14 protein-coding genes and 1 riboswitch are annotated in these 16,060 nt (G+C 70.7%); of the genes, 7 read left to right on the forward strand and 7 right to left on the reverse strand.

Annotated elements, in window-relative coordinates:
- Window positions 1-22: 22 nt before the first annotated feature.
- Both ACFWBD_RS11270 and ACFWBD_RS11275 read right to left on the reverse strand, forming a co-directional pair.
- On the reverse strand, window positions 23-1,216 hold the full coding sequence (locus tag ACFWBD_RS11270; RefSeq protein ID WP_385665776.1) for a spermidine/putrescine ABC transporter substrate-binding protein: 1,194 nt from the start codon (window positions 1,214-1,216) through the stop codon (window positions 23-25).
- A 346-nt stretch (window positions 1,217-1,562) separates the two neighbouring features.
- Entirely contained in the window at window positions 1,563-3,011 is a 1,449-nt protein-coding gene (locus ACFWBD_RS11275; protein ID WP_385665778.1) for a gamma-aminobutyraldehyde dehydrogenase, read from the reverse strand.
- A gap of 164 nt (window positions 3,012-3,175) precedes the next feature.
- Between ACFWBD_RS11275 and ACFWBD_RS11280 the strand changes: the two genes are divergently transcribed.
- The 7 genes from ACFWBD_RS11280 to ACFWBD_RS11310 all read left to right on the forward strand — a co-directional run bounded on the left by ACFWBD_RS11280 (window position 3,176) and on the right by ACFWBD_RS11310 (window position 10,088).
- Window positions 3,176-3,694, forward strand: a complete 519-nt coding sequence (locus ACFWBD_RS11280) for an Lrp/AsnC family transcriptional regulator (RefSeq protein ID WP_385665780.1) — start codon at window positions 3,176-3,178, stop codon at window positions 3,692-3,694.
- Between the two features lie 19 nt (window positions 3,695-3,713).
- A complete protein-coding gene (locus ACFWBD_RS11285) occupies window positions 3,714-5,078 on the forward strand; it encodes an aspartate aminotransferase family protein (RefSeq protein WP_385665782.1) in 1,365 nt (454 codons plus the stop codon).
- 195 nt (window positions 5,079-5,273) lie between these two features.
- Window positions 5,274-6,017 (forward strand): ABC transporter ATP-binding protein, encoded by a 744-nt coding sequence (locus ACFWBD_RS11290; RefSeq protein ID WP_385665784.1) that lies wholly within the window; start codon window positions 5,274-5,276, stop codon window positions 6,015-6,017.
- A complete protein-coding gene (locus tag ACFWBD_RS11295) occupies window positions 5,999-7,513 on the forward strand; it encodes a hypothetical protein (RefSeq protein ID WP_385665786.1) in 1,515 nt (504 codons plus the stop codon). Before ACFWBD_RS11290 ends, ACFWBD_RS11295 begins: the two co-directional genes overlap by 19 nt.
- A gap of 113 nt (window positions 7,514-7,626) precedes the next feature.
- Window positions 7,627-8,046, forward strand: coding sequence for a VOC family protein (locus ACFWBD_RS11300; protein ID WP_385665789.1), 420 nt, complete (start codon window positions 7,627-7,629; stop codon window positions 8,044-8,046).
- A gap of 35 nt (window positions 8,047-8,081) precedes the next feature.
- Complete coding sequence (locus ACFWBD_RS11305; RefSeq protein ID WP_385665791.1) at window positions 8,082-9,209, forward strand: LOG family protein; 1,128 nt, start codon at window positions 8,082-8,084, stop codon at window positions 9,207-9,209.
- Between the two features lie 162 nt (window positions 9,210-9,371).
- Entirely contained in the window at window positions 9,372-10,088 is a 717-nt protein-coding gene (locus ACFWBD_RS11310; RefSeq protein ID WP_385665792.1) for an LAETG motif-containing sortase-dependent surface protein, read from the forward strand.
- Between the two features lie 111 nt (window positions 10,089-10,199).
- On the opposite strand, the gene ACFWBD_RS11315 is transcribed toward ACFWBD_RS11310, so the two are convergent.
- From ACFWBD_RS11315 to ACFWBD_RS11335, 5 genes are all read right to left on the reverse strand, one after another.
- On the reverse strand, window positions 10,200-11,219 hold the full coding sequence (locus ACFWBD_RS11315; RefSeq protein ID WP_385665794.1) for an ABC transporter ATP-binding protein: 1,020 nt from the start codon (window positions 11,217-11,219) through the stop codon (window positions 10,200-10,202).
- Window positions 11,220-12,890: an ABC transporter permease gene (locus ACFWBD_RS11320; RefSeq protein ID WP_385665796.1), complete on the reverse strand. Its 1,671-nt coding sequence runs from the start codon at window positions 12,888-12,890 to the stop codon at window positions 11,220-11,222.
- Window positions 12,866-13,978 (reverse strand): thiamine ABC transporter substrate binding subunit, encoded by a 1,113-nt coding sequence (locus tag ACFWBD_RS11325; protein WP_385665798.1) that lies wholly within the window; start codon window positions 13,976-13,978, stop codon window positions 12,866-12,868. Before ACFWBD_RS11325 ends, ACFWBD_RS11320 begins: the two co-directional genes overlap by 25 nt.
- A 90-nt stretch (window positions 13,979-14,068) precedes the next feature.
- Window positions 14,069-14,174: riboswitch (TPP riboswitch) on the reverse strand.
- A gap of 54 nt (window positions 14,175-14,228) precedes the next feature.
- On the reverse strand, window positions 14,229-15,335 hold the full coding sequence (rlmN, locus tag ACFWBD_RS11330; RefSeq protein ID WP_385665800.1) for a 23S rRNA (adenine(2503)-C(2))-methyltransferase RlmN: 1,107 nt from the start codon (window positions 15,333-15,335) through the stop codon (window positions 14,229-14,231).
- Window positions 15,336-15,435: 100 nt separating this feature from the next.
- On the reverse strand, window positions 15,436-15,924 hold the full coding sequence (locus ACFWBD_RS11335; RefSeq protein WP_385665802.1) for a DUF4265 domain-containing protein: 489 nt from the start codon (window positions 15,922-15,924) through the stop codon (window positions 15,436-15,438).
- Window positions 15,925-16,060 lie beyond the last annotated feature (136 nt).

A 16,060-nucleotide genomic window follows, 5' to 3' on the forward strand; every position in this document is an offset into this window, starting at 1 on the left:
GGCAAAGCCGGTGAGGTCGGCGTCACAGCCCCGCGATCGCGTTCCACCGCTTGGCGAACTCCAGCCGCTCCGTGGAGGTGATGTCACGTGCGATGGCGAGGCGTTCGCGCATTTCGGCGTTCGGGAAGATGAGCGGGTTCTCCGCGAGGGCCGCCGTCTCCTCGTCGTCGGAGTCCGCGAGGACCGCCTGCGCGGCGGGGACCGGGCAGACGTAGTTCACCCAGGCCGCGAGCTCGGCGGCGACCTCGGGCCGGTAGTAGTAGTCGATCAGTTTCTCGGCGTTCGCCTTGTGCCGGGCGAGGTTGGGGATCATCAGGGACTCCGCCCACAGCTCGGCGCCCTCCTCGGGCACGACGAAGCGGATGTCGGGGTTGTCGGCCTGGAGCTGGATGACATCGCCCGAGTACGCCTGACAGGCCAGGACATCACCGCTGACCAGGTCCTTGGTGTAGTCGTTGCCGGTGAAACGGCGTATCTGGCCGCGGTCGACCTGCTTCTCCACCTGGTCGCAGACCTGATGGAAGTCGTCGGCGGTCCACTTCGTGACGTCCACGCCGTTTCCCTGCATCAGCAGCGCGAACGCCTCGTCCAGGCCGGACAGAAGCGTCACCCGCCCTTTGAGGTCGTCGGCCCACAGCTCCGAGACGCCGCGTATCTCGCGGCCCAGTTTCCGCCGGTTGTAGGCGATGCCGGTGATGCCGGACTGCCACGGCACGGTGCACGCGCGTCCGGGGTCGAAGGCGGGCGAACGCAGCAGTGGGTCGAGGTACTGGGTGACATGGGGCTGCGCGGCCCGGTCCATCTCCTGCACCCAGCCGAGCCGTACGAACCGGGCGCACATCCAGTCGCTGATGACGATCAGGTCGCGGCCGGTCCGCTGATGGTTCATCAGCGCTGGGCTGATCTTGCCGAAGAACTCGTCGTTGTCGTTGATCTCCTCGACGTAGTCGATGGAGATGCCCGTGCTCTTGCGGAAGGCGTCGAGCGTGGGCCGCCGGTTGGGGTCGTCGTCGTCCGTGTCGATGTACAGCGGCCAGTTCGCCCAGGTCAGCCGCTTGTCGCTGGCCGAGAGGTCGGCCGCGGCGCGGTCACCTGGCCGCACATACGCGGCGGGCACCCCGCAGCCGGCGAGCCCGCCGAGAGCGGCGGCGCCCCCGAGCGCGTGCAACAGGGAACGGCGGGAGACGGTGCGGGAGAGCGAGGGAGTCTGGGGCACGCCGTCAGCATGCCGTGGGGCCGGCTCCCGGACAATCGACGCAGCGTCGAGCACACTGCGCGCAACCCGACACCCTGTCGATCAGACAGCGATCGGCCCCCGGTCCGAAGACCGGGGGCCGAACTCCCCGCAAGCCGCAGGAATCCACACGACCAGCCCAACCCCCCAAGGGGCGGCGCGGGAAACCACACGACCAGCCCAACCCCCCAAGGGGCGCGGGGAACTGCGCGACCAGCCACAGCGAACCCGCACCCCGCACCCGGCACCCGGCAACCAGCACCAGCACCAGCACCAGCACCAGCACAGCGAACCCGGACCCGCACAGATCGCCCGGCCCAGCGGAGCGCTACGCGTCGAGGGACGTCATGACGTGCTTGATGCGCGTGTAGTCGTCGAAGCCGTAGCCCGACAGGTCCTTGCCGTAGCCGGACTTCTTGAAGCCACCGTGGGGCATCTCGGCGACCAGCGGGATGTGGGTGTTGATCCACACGCAGCCGAAGTCGAGCTTCTTGGACATCCGCATAGCGCGGCCGTGGTCCTTGGTCCACACCGAGGAGGCGAGGGCGTAGTCGACGCCGTTGGCCCACTCGACCGCCTGGTCCTCGTCCGTGAAGGCCTGGACGGTGATGACCGGCCCGAAGACCTCGTTCTGGATGATCTCGTCGTCCTGCTTCAGCCCGGAGACGACGGTCGCGGCGTAGAAGTAGCCCTTGTCGCCGACCCGCTGTCCGCCCGCCTCGACCTTGGCGTGGGCGGGCAGCCGCTCGATGAAACCGATGACCTGCTTCAGCTGGTTGGGATTGTTCAGCGGGCCGAAGAGCACGTCCTCGTCGTCCGGCTGCCCGGTCTTGGCCTCCGCCGCCGCCTTCGCGAGCGCGGCCACGAACTCGTCGTGGATGCCCTCCTGGACGAGGACGCGGGTGGCCGCCGTACAGTCCTGGCCGGCGTTGAAGAAGCCCGCCACGGAGATGTCCTCGACGGCCTTGGCGATATCGGTGTCCTCGAACACGACGACCGGCGCCTTGCCGCCCAGCTCCAGGTGGACGCGCTTGAGGTCCTTCGACGCCGACTCGGCGACCGACATGCCCGCTCGCACGGAGCCGGTGATGGAGGCCATCGCCGGGGTCGGGTGCTCGACCATCAGCCGGCCGGTGTCACGGTCGCCGGTGACGACGTTGAAGACGCCCCTGGGCAAAATCGAACCGATGATCTCGGCGATCAGGACGGTGGAGGCCGGCGTGGTGTCGGACGGCTTGAGCACCACCGTGTTGCCGGCCGCGATGGCCGGGGCGAACTTCCACACGGCCATCATCATCGGGTAGTTCCACGGCGCGACCTGCGCGCAGACGCCGACCGGCTCGCGGCGGACGATCGAGGTCATCCCGTCCATGTACTCGCCGGCGCTGCGCCCCTCCAGCATCCGGGCCGCGCCCGCGAAGAAGCGGATCTGGTCGACCATGGGAGGGATCTCCTCGGAGCGGGTCAGCCCGATCGGCTTGCCCGTGTTCTCCACCTCGGCCGCGATGAGCTCCTCGGCCCGCTCCTCGAACGCGTCCGCGATCTTCAGCAGGGCCTTCTGACGCTCGGCGGGCGTCGTGTCGCGCCAGCCCGGGAACGCCTCGGCGGCGGCCGCCATCGCGGCGTCGACGTCCGCCGGGCCGGACAGCGGGGCGGTCGCGTACGCCTCGCCCGTCGCGGGGTTGACCACCTCGGTGGTCCGTCCGTCGGCGGCGTCCCGGAACTCGCCGGCGATGTAGTTGCGTAGCTTGCGCAGCCGTCCCAGCTCGGTGCTCACTGCCGGCCCTCCAGGTTCGGTGTCCATTGACTGAGACACCCACACTAATCCTTGCCCCGACGTTTTCAACACCCCCGATCCCGTCGAGGCTGCGGAATCCGCAGATCTCCCTTACGTAAACAACGAATTTCATCGCCTCGACCTTGCGGAACTGTCGAGACGTCGTGCACAGTGAGGCCGTGGCCAGTCGAAGCGCAGAGCACAGGGACTCCCGCGAGTCCAGGAACGGCAGCACCCCTCACCTGGATGCCGTGAGCCTCGCCATCATCCAGCAGCTCCAGGAGGACGGCCGTCGGCCGTACGCCGCGATCGGCAAGGCCGTCGGCCTCTCCGAGGCGGCCGTGCGCCAGCGCGTCCAGAAGCTGCTCGACCAGGGCGTGATGCAGATCGTCGCCGTGACGGACCCGCTCACCGTGGGCTTCCGCCGGCAGGCGATGGTCGGGATCAACGTCGAGGGTGATGTCGAGTCCATAGCGGAAGCGCTGACCGACATGGCGGAGGTCGAGTACGTGGTGATGACCGCGGGCTCCTACGACATCCTCGCCGAGATCGTCTGCGAGGACGACGACCACCTGCTGGACGTCATCAACAAACGCATCCGTGCCCTGCCGGGCGTGCGCACGACCGAAAGCTTCGTCTACCTGAAGCTGAAGAAGCAGACCTACATGTGGGGAACCCGATAATCGTGAGGACCCGATAACCGTGAGCACCAAGGACCTCAGCCGCACCGCGTACGACCACCTGTGGATGCACTTCACCCGCATGTCCTCGTACGAGAACTCCCCCGTCCCGACCATCGTCCGGGGCGAGGGCACCTACATCTACGACGACAAGGGCAAGCGCTACCTCGACGGTCTCGCGGGCCTGTTCGTGGTCCAGGCCGGCCACGGCCGCGTGGAGCTCGCCGAGGCGGCGTTCAAGCAGGCGCAGGAGCTGGCGTTCTTCCCGGTGTGGTCCTACGCCCACCCGAAGGCCGTGGAGCTCGCCGAGCGCCTCGCGGACCACGCGCCCGGCGACCTGAACAAGGTCTTCTTCACCACCGGCGGCGGCGAGGCCGTCGAGACCGCCTGGAAGCTCGCCAAGCAGTACTTCAAGCTCACCGGCAAGCCGACCAAGTACAAGGTCATCTCCCGCGCGGTCGCCTACCACGGCACCCCGCAGGGCGCCCTGTCGATCACCGGCCTGCCGGCCCTGAAGGCCCCCTTCGAGCCGCTCGTCCCGGGCGCGCACAAGGTCCCGAACACCAACATCTACCGCGCCCCGCTGTTCGGCGACGACCCCGAGGCCTTCGGCCGCTGGGCCGCCGACCAGATCGAGCAGGAGATCCTCTTCGAGGGCGCCGACACGGTCGCCGCGGTCTTCCTGGAGCCCGTCCAGAACGCCGGCGGCTGCTTCCCGCCCCCGCCCGGCTACTTCCAGCGTGTCCGCGAGATCTGCGACAAGTACGACGTCCTGCTGGTCTCGGACGAGGTCATCTGCGCCTTCGGCCGCCTGGGCACCATGTTCGCCTGCGACAAGTTCGACTACGTCCCGGACATGATCACCTGCGCCAAGGGCATGACCTCGGGCTACTCCCCGATCGGCGCCTGCATCATCTCCGACCGCCTGGCCGAGCCGTTCTACAAGGGTGACAACACCTTCCTGCACGGCTACACCTTCGGCGGCCACCCGGTGTCGGCCGCGGTGGGCCTGGCCAACCTCGACCTGTTCGAGCGCGAGAACCTCAACCAGCACGTGCTCGACAACGAGGGCGCGTTCCGCTCGACCCTGGAGAAGCTGCACGACCTGCCGATCGTCGGCGACGTCCGCGGCAACGGCTTCTTCTACGGCATCGAGCTGGTGAAGGACAAGCACACCAAGGAGTCCTTCAACGACGAGGAGACCGAGCGGGTCCTGTACGGCTTCCTCTCCAAGGCGCTGTACGACAACGGCCTGTACTGCCGTGCCGACGACCGCGGCGACCCGGTCGTCCAGCTCGCCCCGCCGCTGATCTCCAACCAGGAGACCTTCGACGAGATCGAGCAGATCCTGCGCGCCACGCTGTCGGAGGCGTGGACGAAGCTGTGATCGTCAGCCTGATCAGCTGATCAACACCGGCCCCGGCGTCGACCGTTCGAGTGAGAAACGGCGACCCGGGGCCGTGTGCTGTCCGGCCTTCCCCTCCTGGCTGCCTAGCGTGCGAGTGACCGATCGGCCCTGTCTTCGTTCCCCCGCACGGGGGATTGGCACGGGAACCACAGATCTGAACCGAGGTGTACGCCCATGGAGGCCCCGCCGGACAACGACGTGCTGTGGGCACGCTCCCTGTACTACACGCACCGCGACGGCTCACCGGCGCTGGGCGGTGTCTCGCTGGGTGTGCGGGAGGGCGAGATCCTCGCCGTCAGCGGCCCGCGCGGCAGCGGCAAGACGACCCTGCTGCACTGTCTGTCCGGCCTGGTGCCCGCCCAGCGCGGCGAGGTCTGGTTCAACAGCGTCCCCGTCCACACGATGGGCCCGATGGCCCGCGAACGGCTGCGCCGCGACCGCTTCGGCTGGATCGACCCGGCACCGGTCCTCGTCCCCGAACTCAATGTCTGGGAGAACGCGGCCCTTCCCCTGATGCTGCGCGGCACCAGCCGCCGCCGGGCCAAGGCCGCCGCGCTGGAGTGGCTGGACCGCCTGGACATCGGCGACAGGTCCCGCAGCCGCCCGCACGAGCTCACCCAGGCCGAGCGCCAGCGGGTCTGCATCACGCGCGCGCTGGCCCCGGCCCCCTCGGTCCTCTTCGCGGACGAGCCGACGGCCCCCCTGCACCGTGCGGACCGGGCCCAGGTCCTGCGCACCCTGACGACGGCGGCCCGCTCCCACGGCATCACCGTGGTGCTGGCCACCCACGACCCGGAGACCATCGCCCTCGCCGACCGCACGGTGACCCTGATGGACGGCCGCCGGGTGAAGACGGTCCAGCTGCCGCCGGTCACGGAGCCGGAAGGCCGGGGGGCCGCGTGCTCGCTCGCCGTCTGACGCGCAGCGCCCACCCCGCCGTCCAGCTCCGCCGCCTCCTGGTGGCGACGGCCTCGGCGGGCACCGGCTTCCTCCTCCTGTGCACCCTCGGCCGCGCTCTCACCCACCCCGAGGCCCCGGCCGCGTCCGTGCTCCGCCTCGCCTGGTGCGCGGTCCCGCTGGCCGCGACGGTCTACTTCGCCCTGGCGGTGGCCCGCACCGACCCCGGCACCCGCCCGCGCCCCGGCCTGGCGGCGATCGGCCTGGGCCCGGCCCGCCTGATGGCCGTCTCGGCGATGACGACGGCCCTGTCGACGCTGCTCGGCTCCATGCTGGCCCTGCTGCTCTTCCTGCACCTGCGCGGCGACCTCGCGGGCATGCCGTTCGACGGAGCGGCCGACGACTTCCTGGCCGCGAACCAGCCCCTTCCGCTGCCGGCGTCCCTGACCCTGCTGGCGCTGGTCCCGGTGACCTCGTCCCTCGCGGTCGCCCTGATGCTCCGCCCGAGGGACACCCGTGTGGCGGCCCAGGCGGCCCCGAGGCTGCTCGGACGGTTCGGCGCGTTCGGGAGGACGGGGCCGGGCGACAGATTCGGCGAGTACGGCCGCTACGGGGCGAGGACCAGGAGCGCCCGGCCGACGCTCCCGGCGGCGGACGCCCCCCTCGCCGAGCCGGCTCCCGACCCCGCGGCGGACGGCCTGCCCTCCCGCCCGGCTCCGGGCGCGCATCCCGCCGCGGCGGCTGCCGACCTGACGGCGAACGGCATCCCGTCGGCACCGGGCACCACGACCCTGCCCGCGGCCGCAGCCCCTGTTCCGGTCAACGGCACGGCGGAGACCTCCGCCGACGGCATCCCTGGGATCCAGGCACCACCACAGGCGAAGACCCCGACGCAGACACAGACGCGCCCGCCCCACCCCACCGCCCTCCCCTGGGGCATGGCCCTCCTCGCCGCCGGCCTGGCCGTGGAGGCGTACGCGAACCGCACCGCGAACCCGAGCACCCTCCCCCTCCCCGGCGGCCTCCCCACCGGCCCCGCCGCGGTCCTCCTCGGCTGGACCCTGACCGCCGTGGGCCTCGCCCTCGCCGGCCCCGGTCTCACCCACCTCTGCGGCCGTCTGCTGCAATCGGCCCGCCCCGGCGCCCTCCGTCTCCTCGCGGGCCGCGGCCTGATGCAGGAGGCGGACCGTATCGGACGGCCGCTGGGCGTGGTCTGCGCGGTGGCGTCCGGCGCGTTCACGATGGCCGCGCTGTACGACCCGGCCGACCCGGCCTTCGGCCCGCTCACCACCCTCGGCGCCCTGGTCGTGGCGGGCTGCACGGTCGCCACGCTCCTGACCGCGGCCGTGGAGGCGCGACAGGTCCGCGCCGACACCACCGCCGCTCTGCTCCGCCTCGGCGCCCCGGCGAAGACGCTGCGCAGCGCCGCCGCCCTGCGCACCGGCGCCCTGCTCGCCCTCTTCGTCCCGCTCACCCTGATCGTGGCCGAACTGGCGGCTCTCCCGCTGACCCGCTGAAGCACGCCCGCGCACAAAAAAGATCCCCGCCCCGCGATGAGTTCCGCACGGCCCCCCGGTCTACCCCGTCGAACGCCCCACACCAGCAACGCGAATCCCCTGGGAGAGACCCGATGACCACCCCGGCCTATCAGCAGATGATCTTCGTGAACCTGCCCGTGAACGACCTCGAGGCCTCGAAGAAGTTCTTCACGGAGCTCGGCTACACGATCAACCCGCAGTTCAGCGACGACAACGCGGCGTCCGTGGTGATCAGCGAGACGATCGTGGCGATGCTGCTCACCAAGCCGTTCTACTCGACCTTCACCAAGAAGGAGATCGCGGACGCCTCGAAGACCAGCGAGGTCCTGATCGCCCTGAGCGCGCAGAGCCGCGAGAAGGTCGACGAACTCGTCGACAGGGCGCTCGCGCTGGGCGGTTCGCCGAGCGGCGAGACGCAGGACATGGGCTTCATGTACGGCCGTTCCTTCGACGACCTCGACGGTCACACCTGGGAGGTCGTCTGGATGAACCCGTCGGCCATCGAGAGCTGACCCACCGCTCGTCCGGCGCTGCCTAGCATGGGCGGGTGCATCCGACGACACCCGCCCAGCCGTTCGACGGCTCCCACGACCGTGAGATCGAGTCCCTCGCCGAGTTCGACGAGGTGGTCGCCGCCCACGGCACGCTCTCCCACTTCCGCGTCCAGTCCGTCGACCTGACGGCCCGTACGGACGCGCTCCTCGCCCTCGACACCTCCGGCGCCGTCTTCCTCGGCTGCCCGATGGACCCGGCGGCGGCCACGAAGTCCCGCGCCTCCGGCGCCTTGGTCTTCCCGCCCGTGCCGGGTCTGTCCTTCGACCCGTACCGCGGTTTCGTCTACTCCCCCGACGAGTTGTTCGCGTCCCTGGACGAGGGTTACGAGGCGACGCCGGACGCCCTCACGTACGCGTGGTTCCAGCGCACGAAGACGGACGGCGACATATTCGGCTCGATGCTCCGCTCGATCCACGACGACGCCATCTCCGACGCGCTCGACGAACTCCTCGTCGACGAGCGCGTGGTGGGTGTCATGGGCGGCCACGCCATGGCGCGCGGCACGCAGGCCTACGCCGGCGCGGCCCGGCTCGGCCGTGCACTCGCCCGGGCCGGGCTCATGGTGGCGACCGGTGGCGGACCCGGCGCGATGGAGGCGGCGAACCTCGGCGCGTACGCGGCCCCCTTCGACGACGAGATGCTCGCGGGCGCCCTCCGACTCCTCGCCAGGGCACCGAAGTTCACGCCCTCCGTCACCGACTGGGCGGCGGCGGCCTTCGAGGTGCGGGCCAAGTGGCCGGGCGGCGGCCCCTCGGTCGGCATCCCCACGTGGTTCTACGGCCATGAGCCGCCGAACCCGTTCGCCGCGCACCTCGCCAAGTACTTCTCCAACGCCACCCGCGAGGACGGTCTGCTGGCCCGCTGCACCGCGGGTGTGGTGTTCCTGCCGGGCGCCGCCGGGACCGTACAGGAGATCTTCGACAACGCGACGCCCAACTACTACGGGTCGCGGGGCGAGCCGACGCCGATGGTGCTCGTGGACCGGGAGCACTGGACTCGACGGCTGCCCGCCTGGCCGCTCTTGCGGTCACTCGCCCGGGAGCGGTCCATGGAGTCCCGTATCGCCCTCGTTGACCGGATCGAGGAGGCTCCGGAGGCGTTGAAACGTCTCGGTGGTTAATAAGCGGGCAAAGCCAGCCGCTCGGAGGCGTCCCCGCATTGACACTTCTTATGAAACGCTTATAGACCTGTGGGTCTGCTGGGGATGGTGACGCACTCGGCTCACCGGGGGCGCCATCTTCCCCTCCACCCCCCGCAGTTGCGCTTCCCGTAAAGGACAAACGTGTCCCTTTCCCGCCGTACCGCCGCCCGTTCGGTGCGCATGCTCGGTGTCACCGCCGCCTCCGCCGCCCTGGCGCTCAGCGCCGCCGGCACCGCGCTGGCCTGCGACATCAGCGAGTTCTCCGCCACTGCCGCCTGTGACGGCACGAAGGGCGTCATCACTGTCACCGACAAGGACCCCTCGGGCGTCCCGGCCGAGATCACCGTGTTCCTCGAGAACAACGGCGGCGATCTGAGGCAGGTCGGTGTGGCCCAGACCGTCAAGGGCTCGGCCAAGGGCGTCACCGTGTCCTTCGCCGAGGACTGGGAGCCGAACGCCGAATACCGGATCCACGTCAAGGCCGTCGACGGCGTCAAGGTCGTCGTCGACAAGGACATCCCCGGCAACCTGACCACCCCGTCCAAGGCCTGCGAGGCCGACGACACCTCCACCCCGTCCACCACCCCGTCCTCGACGCCGCCGGACAGCTCCACCACTCCGCCGCCGGCCGAGACGACCACTCCGTCCCCGTCGCCGTCCGACTCGGCGAGCGACAGCGCCGCGCCCGCGCCCTCCGCGAGCAACGCCCCGTCGGCCGCGGTCCAGGAGTCCAACCTGGCCGAGACCGGCGCGAGCTCCAACACCGGCCTCGTCGTCGGCATAGCGGCCGTCCTGGTCGCCGTCGGCGGTGGCGCGGTGTTCTTCGGTATGCGGCGCCGCGGGTCCAGCCAGCGCTGACCCGCACGACCGACCGGCCCGCCGGACGCACAAGTGTGGCCCGCCCCTCTCTCCGGGGCGGGCCATCCGCATGTCCCGTGCCCTCGGTTGGACTTCGCCCGCCGTCGGTGGTCAGTCCAGTACGACCGTCTCGGTCGCGTCGAAGGACACTCCCACCACGCTCCCGACCTCCGGCGCGTCCCGCAGCGTGCACGCCGCCTCCAGTCTCGGCGCGCCCTCCGGCTGTAGGCGCACGGCGACATGGGTGCCACGGAAGGTACGGGCGGCGACCGTGCAGCGCAGTCCCTCGTCCGCACCCACCAGGCGCACACCGGCGGGCCGGACCAGCAGCATGCGCGCCCCCTGCCCCGACCCGGCCGGCACCGGCACCTTGCCCCACGGCGTGACCGCGGCCTCCTCCGTGACGGTCGCCTGCACCACGTTGTCGAAGCCGAGGAATCGCGCCACGAACGCGTCCGCCGGCCGCTGCCACACCTCGAGGGGCGTCCCGGACTGGGCGATCCGCCCGTCCCGCATCACCACGACCCGGTCGGCGAGCGCGAACGCCTCGCCCTGGTCGTGGGTGACCGCGAGCACGGTCGTCCCCAACCGGCCGAACAACTCCCGGAGTTCGACGACCAGGCGCTCCCGCAGCGACCGGTCGAGCTGGCCGAGCGGCTCGTCGAGCATCAGCAGCCGAGGACGTGGCGCGAGGGCCCGGGCCAGCGCCACCCGCTGCTGCTCCCCACCGGAGAGCGCGGCCACGGCACGGCCCGCGGCGCCCGGAAGTCCGACGAGTTCGAGCAGCTCCGCCACCCGCTCGCCCTGCCGGGCCCTGGACATGCCGCGCATCCGCAGCCCGAAGGCCACGTTGCCGCCCACGTCCCGCTGCGGGAACAGCTGATGGTCCTGGAACATCAGCCCGAGCTCCCGCTTGTGCGCGGCCACCCCCGCCTGGTCGCGCCCGTCGAGCAGCACCCGCCCTGCGTCCAGTGGCTGGAGCCCGGCCACCGCCCGCAACAGCGTCGACTTGCCGCTGCCGCTCGGCCCCAGCACACACACCACCTCGTGCTCGGCGACCGCGAGATCGACGGCGTCGAGCACGGGCCGCTCACCGAACCGCACGGTGGCGCGCTCCAGTTTTAGCAGCATCTACAACTCCCCCGTCCGGTCGGTCCGCAGTCGCTCCAGCACCAGCAGCGCCACCACGCACACCACCATCAGAATCGTCGAAAGGGCCATCGCCTGCCCGTAGTTGAGCTCGCCGGCCCGCCCCAGCAACCGCGCGACGGCGACCGGCAGCGTCGGGTTGTCGGGCCGCGCGATGAACACCGTCGCCCCGAACTCCCCCAGCGACACCGCGAAGGCGAACCCGGCCGCGACGAGCAGCGCCCGCCACACCATCGGCAGGTCGACCTCCCGCCACACCCGCCACGGCGAGGCCCCGAGCACGGCCGCCGCCTCACGCAGCCGCTGGTCCACCGCCCGCAGCACCGGCAGCATGGTCCGTACGACGAAGGGGACGCCGACCAGCGCCTGCGCGAGCGGCACGAGGATCCACGTACCGCGCAGGTCCAGCGGGGGCTCGTCGAGCGCGATCAGGAACCCGAAGCCGACGGTCACCGCGGAGACTCCCAGCGGCAGCATCAGCAGCGCGTCGAAGCCGCGGACCAGCCGGCCGGCGTCCCGTCGGGTGAGCGCGGCCGCGGCGAGCCCGCCGACGACCACGGCAATCGCGGTCGCGGTCGCGGCGTACTGCAGCGAGTTGCCGACCGCCTCGATCGGCGGGACCAGGAAGACATTGCCGTCGTCGCTGGTCAGCGCCCGGTAGTAGGCGAAGTCGGGCGCGTCGAGCGAGCGCTGCGCCAGCACCGCCAGCGGCAGCACCAGCAGGACGGCGACCGTGCCGAGGACCCCGGCCAGCAGCGCCCACTGCCCGGCGCCGCGCGGCCGCCGCGCCGTCACCGACGCGTCCACCAGCCGCAACGCGGTCTCCCGCCGCCGTACGGCCCGGGCGTGCACGGCGAGGATCGCGCCGACGGCCATGAACTGGACGATCGTGAGGACGGCGGCCGTGGACAGGTCGAAGATCTCGGAGGTCTGCCGGTAGATCTCCACCTCGAGGGTGGAGAAGGTGGGACCGCCGAGGATCTGCACCACGCCGAAGGAGGTGAAGGTGAAGAGGAAGACCATCAGCGCGGCAGCGGCGACGGCGGGCCCCAGGGCGGGCAGGGTGACCGTGCGCCACGCCGTGAGCCGGGACGCGCCGAGCATCCGCGCCGCCTCCTCCTGCCGGGGGTCGAGCTGCGACCACAGCCCGCCCACCGTGCGGACGACGACCGCGTAGTTGAAGAAGACGTGCGCCAGCAGGATCGCCCACACCGTGGTGTCCAGCCGTACGCCCCACAGGTCGTCGAGCAGTCCGCCGCGCCCGACGAGCGCCAGGAACGCCGTGCCGACGACGACCGTCGGCAGCACGAACGGGACGGTGACGACGGCGCGCAGCACCTGCTTGCCCGGGAACTCCAGGCGGGCGAAGACGTACGCGGCGGGCAGCGCGACCAGGAGCGTGAGCGCGGTGGAGGCCAGCGCCTGCCAGGTGGTGAACCACAGGACATGCCGGATGTCGGACTGTGCGAGCACGTCCCACAGCCGCCCGAAGCGCAGGCCTCCGTCGGCGCCGAGTCCCCGGGAGACGATCGCGGCGACCGGGTAGGCGAAGAAGACCGCGAAGAACGCGACGGGCACGGCCATGAGCCCGAGCCGCGCCGCGTTCCCCGCGCGGCCTTCGCGCCCGGTCACTTCAGTACGAGCGAGGTCCATGACTTGACCCAGTCGTCACGGTTGTCGGCGATCTTCGCCGGGTCCAGGGTCTCGGGGTCCTTCGCCTGCGGCCCGAACTCCGTGAACTCCGCCGGGACCTCGGCCCCCTTCCGGACCGGGTAGACGAACATGTTGAGCGGCATGTCCTGCTGGAACTCCGCGGTGAGCAGGAAGTCGAGGAGCGCCTTGCCGCCCTCGGGGTTGGCGGCGTTGCTCAGCAGACCCGCGTACTCGACCTGACGGAAGCAGGTGCCGGTGGAGACGCCGGTCGGGGCGGTGGTCGGCTTCGGGTCGCCGTAGATCACCTCGGCGGGCGGCGAGGAGGCGTACGAGACGACGAGCGGCCGGTCGGCTCCCGCCTTCCTGCCGCCCGCGGACCCGGAGAACTCCTCGTTGTAGGCCTGCTCCCAGCCGTCGACGACCTTCACGCCGTTGGCCTTGAGCTTCTTCCAGTAGTCCGCCCAGCCGCCCCCACTCTCGGCTTCGCTCGACCGGGAGGTGCCCCCACCGCCGTACTTCGCGGCCGTGCCCAGCAGGAAACCGAGACCGGGCGAGGAGGTGGCGGCGTTCTCGGTGACCAGCAGGTTCTTGTACGCGGGCTTCAGCAGGTCGTCGAAGGAGGCGGGCGGGGTCAGCTTGTGCTCGCTGAAGTACGCCTTGTCGTAGTTGACGCAGATGTCGCCGGTGTCGACGGGCGTGACCCGGTGCTTGCCCCGGTCGGTCCGGTACGCGGGCAGGACCTGGTCGGAGCCCTTCGCCTCGTACGACTGGAACAGCCCGTTGTCGAGGGCCCGCGACAGGAGCGTGTTGTCGACGCCGAAGAAGACGTCGCCCTGCGGGTTGTCCTTGGTGAGAACGGCCTTGTTGACGGCCTGACCGGCGTCGCCGTCCTTGAGGACCTTCACCTGGTAGCCGGACTGCTTCTCGAAGTCCGCGAGCACGCTCTTGGAGACGGCCCACGAGTCGTGGCTGACGAGGGTGACGGTCCTGGAGCCCGCCGTCGAACCGTCGTCGTCCGACGATCCGCAGGCGGACAGGGTGACGAGGCCGAGGCCGACGGCCGCGGCCACGAACGTCCTGGTGTGCACTGGATTCCTCCTGGGGTTGACCAGGAAGAGACGCGGCCCTGCCCGGACGCCGGCGGAGGGTTCCGCCGGCGCCCGGGCAGGGCGCAACAGCTTGAGTGATGACCGAACTTCCTACCCAGAATGACCTGGGCAAGGTTCAGAGGGTCTGCGGACTCTCCCGCACTCTCAGCGCTGTGGCGCTCCCCTGTCGGAATATGAAGATGTACTGATACGGATGTACTGATACCCGATAGCTGATATCGGGGTCAGACTACCGCTCGGTGGCCGCGAGCTGACCGCACGCCCCGTCGATCTCCTGGCCACGGGTGTCCCGGACCGTGACGGGCACCCCGTGCGCGGCGATCGCCTCGACGAACGCCTTCTCGTCCTCGGGCCGGGAGGCCGTCCACTTCGAACCCGGGGTCGGGTTGAGCGGGATGAGGTTGACGTGCACGGGCTTGCCGCGCAGCAGCCGCCCGAGCCGGTCACCACGCCAGGCCTGGTCGTTGATGTCGCGGATCAGCGCGTACTCGATGGACAGCCGGCGCCCGGACCGCTCGGTGTACTCGAACCCGGCGTCCAGCACCTCGCGCACCTTCCACCGCGTGTTCACGGGGACGAGGGTGTCGCGCAGCTCGTCGTCCGGCGCGTGCAGCGAGATCGCGAGCCGGCACTTGAAGCCCTCGTCGGAGAACCGGTGGATGGCAGGCACCAGCCCGACCGTCGACACGGTGATGCCGCGCTGCGAGAGCCCCAGCCCGTCCGGAGCCGGGTCGGTGAGCGCGCGGATGGATCCCACGACCCGCTTGTAGTTGGCGAGAGGCTCGCCCATCCCCATGAAGACGATGTTGGAGAGCCTGGCAGGACCCCCGGGCACCTCCCCGTCCCGCAGCGCCCGCATCCCGTCGACGATCTGATGCACGATCTCGGCGGTGGACAGATTGCGGTCAAGACCCGCCTGTCCGGTCGCACAGAACGGGCAGTTCATCCCACACCCGGCCTGCGAGCTGATGCACATCGTCACCCGGTCCGGGTAGCGCATCAGCACGGACTCCACGAGCGTGCCGTCGAACAGCCGCCAGAGGGTCTTACGGGTGTTCCCCTGGTCCGTCGACAGATGCCGGACGACCGTCATCAGGTCCGGCAGCAGCGCCTCACGCAGCTTCTCGCGCGCACCGGCGGGGATGTCCGTCCACTCCGCCGGGTCGTGCGCGTAGCGCACGAAGTAGTGCTGCGACAGCTGCTTGGCACGGAACGGCTTCTCCCCGATCTCCGCCACGACCTCCTTCCGCTCGGCGGGCGAGAGGTCGGCGAGATGCCGCGGCGGCTTCTTGGCTCCGCGGGGGGCGACGAAAGTGAGTTCTCCGGGCTTCGGCATAACCCTTCCAGTGTCGCAGATCGAATGGCATGGCCCAGGCGGCGAGCCAGGCAGCGTGATCGCTGCCGGTCGGGCGCGGAGAACCGCGCACTCGTGGGGGTCAGGCGCTCCACCACTCGTCGGTGCCGCAGCCGACTTCGTAGTGCCACCAGCCCTCCTCCTGCCCGTGGGCCAGAAGTGCCTTGATCCCGGCGAAGTCCGCGTCGGCCGGAGCGGTCAACGCCACCATGGGAAAGTCGTCGCTGAAGACCTCACCGCCGAGCGCGAACCCGGAGAAGCGCTGGTGGACCGCCTGAGGGCTCGGCCCCAGCGGGCCGGTACGGACCGGCAGCACCCGGATCGTGCAGGCGCCGGAGGCGCTGACCCGGCCGACGGCCCAGTGGAGCCCCTCGGAGTCGGTCCGGAACCGCACGACGTCGCCCTCGGCGACCCCGTCCTGGAGGAAGGGGACGTTCTGCACGCGGGCCGTATCGGCACTGAGCTTCGTCGCCCACAGACCCTCGGTGTCCTGCGGGAGCCAGCCCTCGCGAGGAACGAACCGGAACCAGACCTTGATCTTCTCGGGCGTGCTCTCCATGACGGCCATCATGCGTCGGCCGTCAACGGTGCCGCATCGGGTACGAGCCGGGCGATCAGCCACCGCCGGCACAGAACGGGCAGTCGCGGGAGCCAACGCGGACACCGACACCGACACCGACACCGAAGCCGACACCGAAGCCGACACC

The sequence above is a fragment of the Streptomyces sp. NPDC060002 genome, assembly GCF_042737245.1.
Classification (GTDB): domain Bacteria; phylum Actinomycetota; class Actinomycetes; order Streptomycetales; family Streptomycetaceae; genus Streptomyces.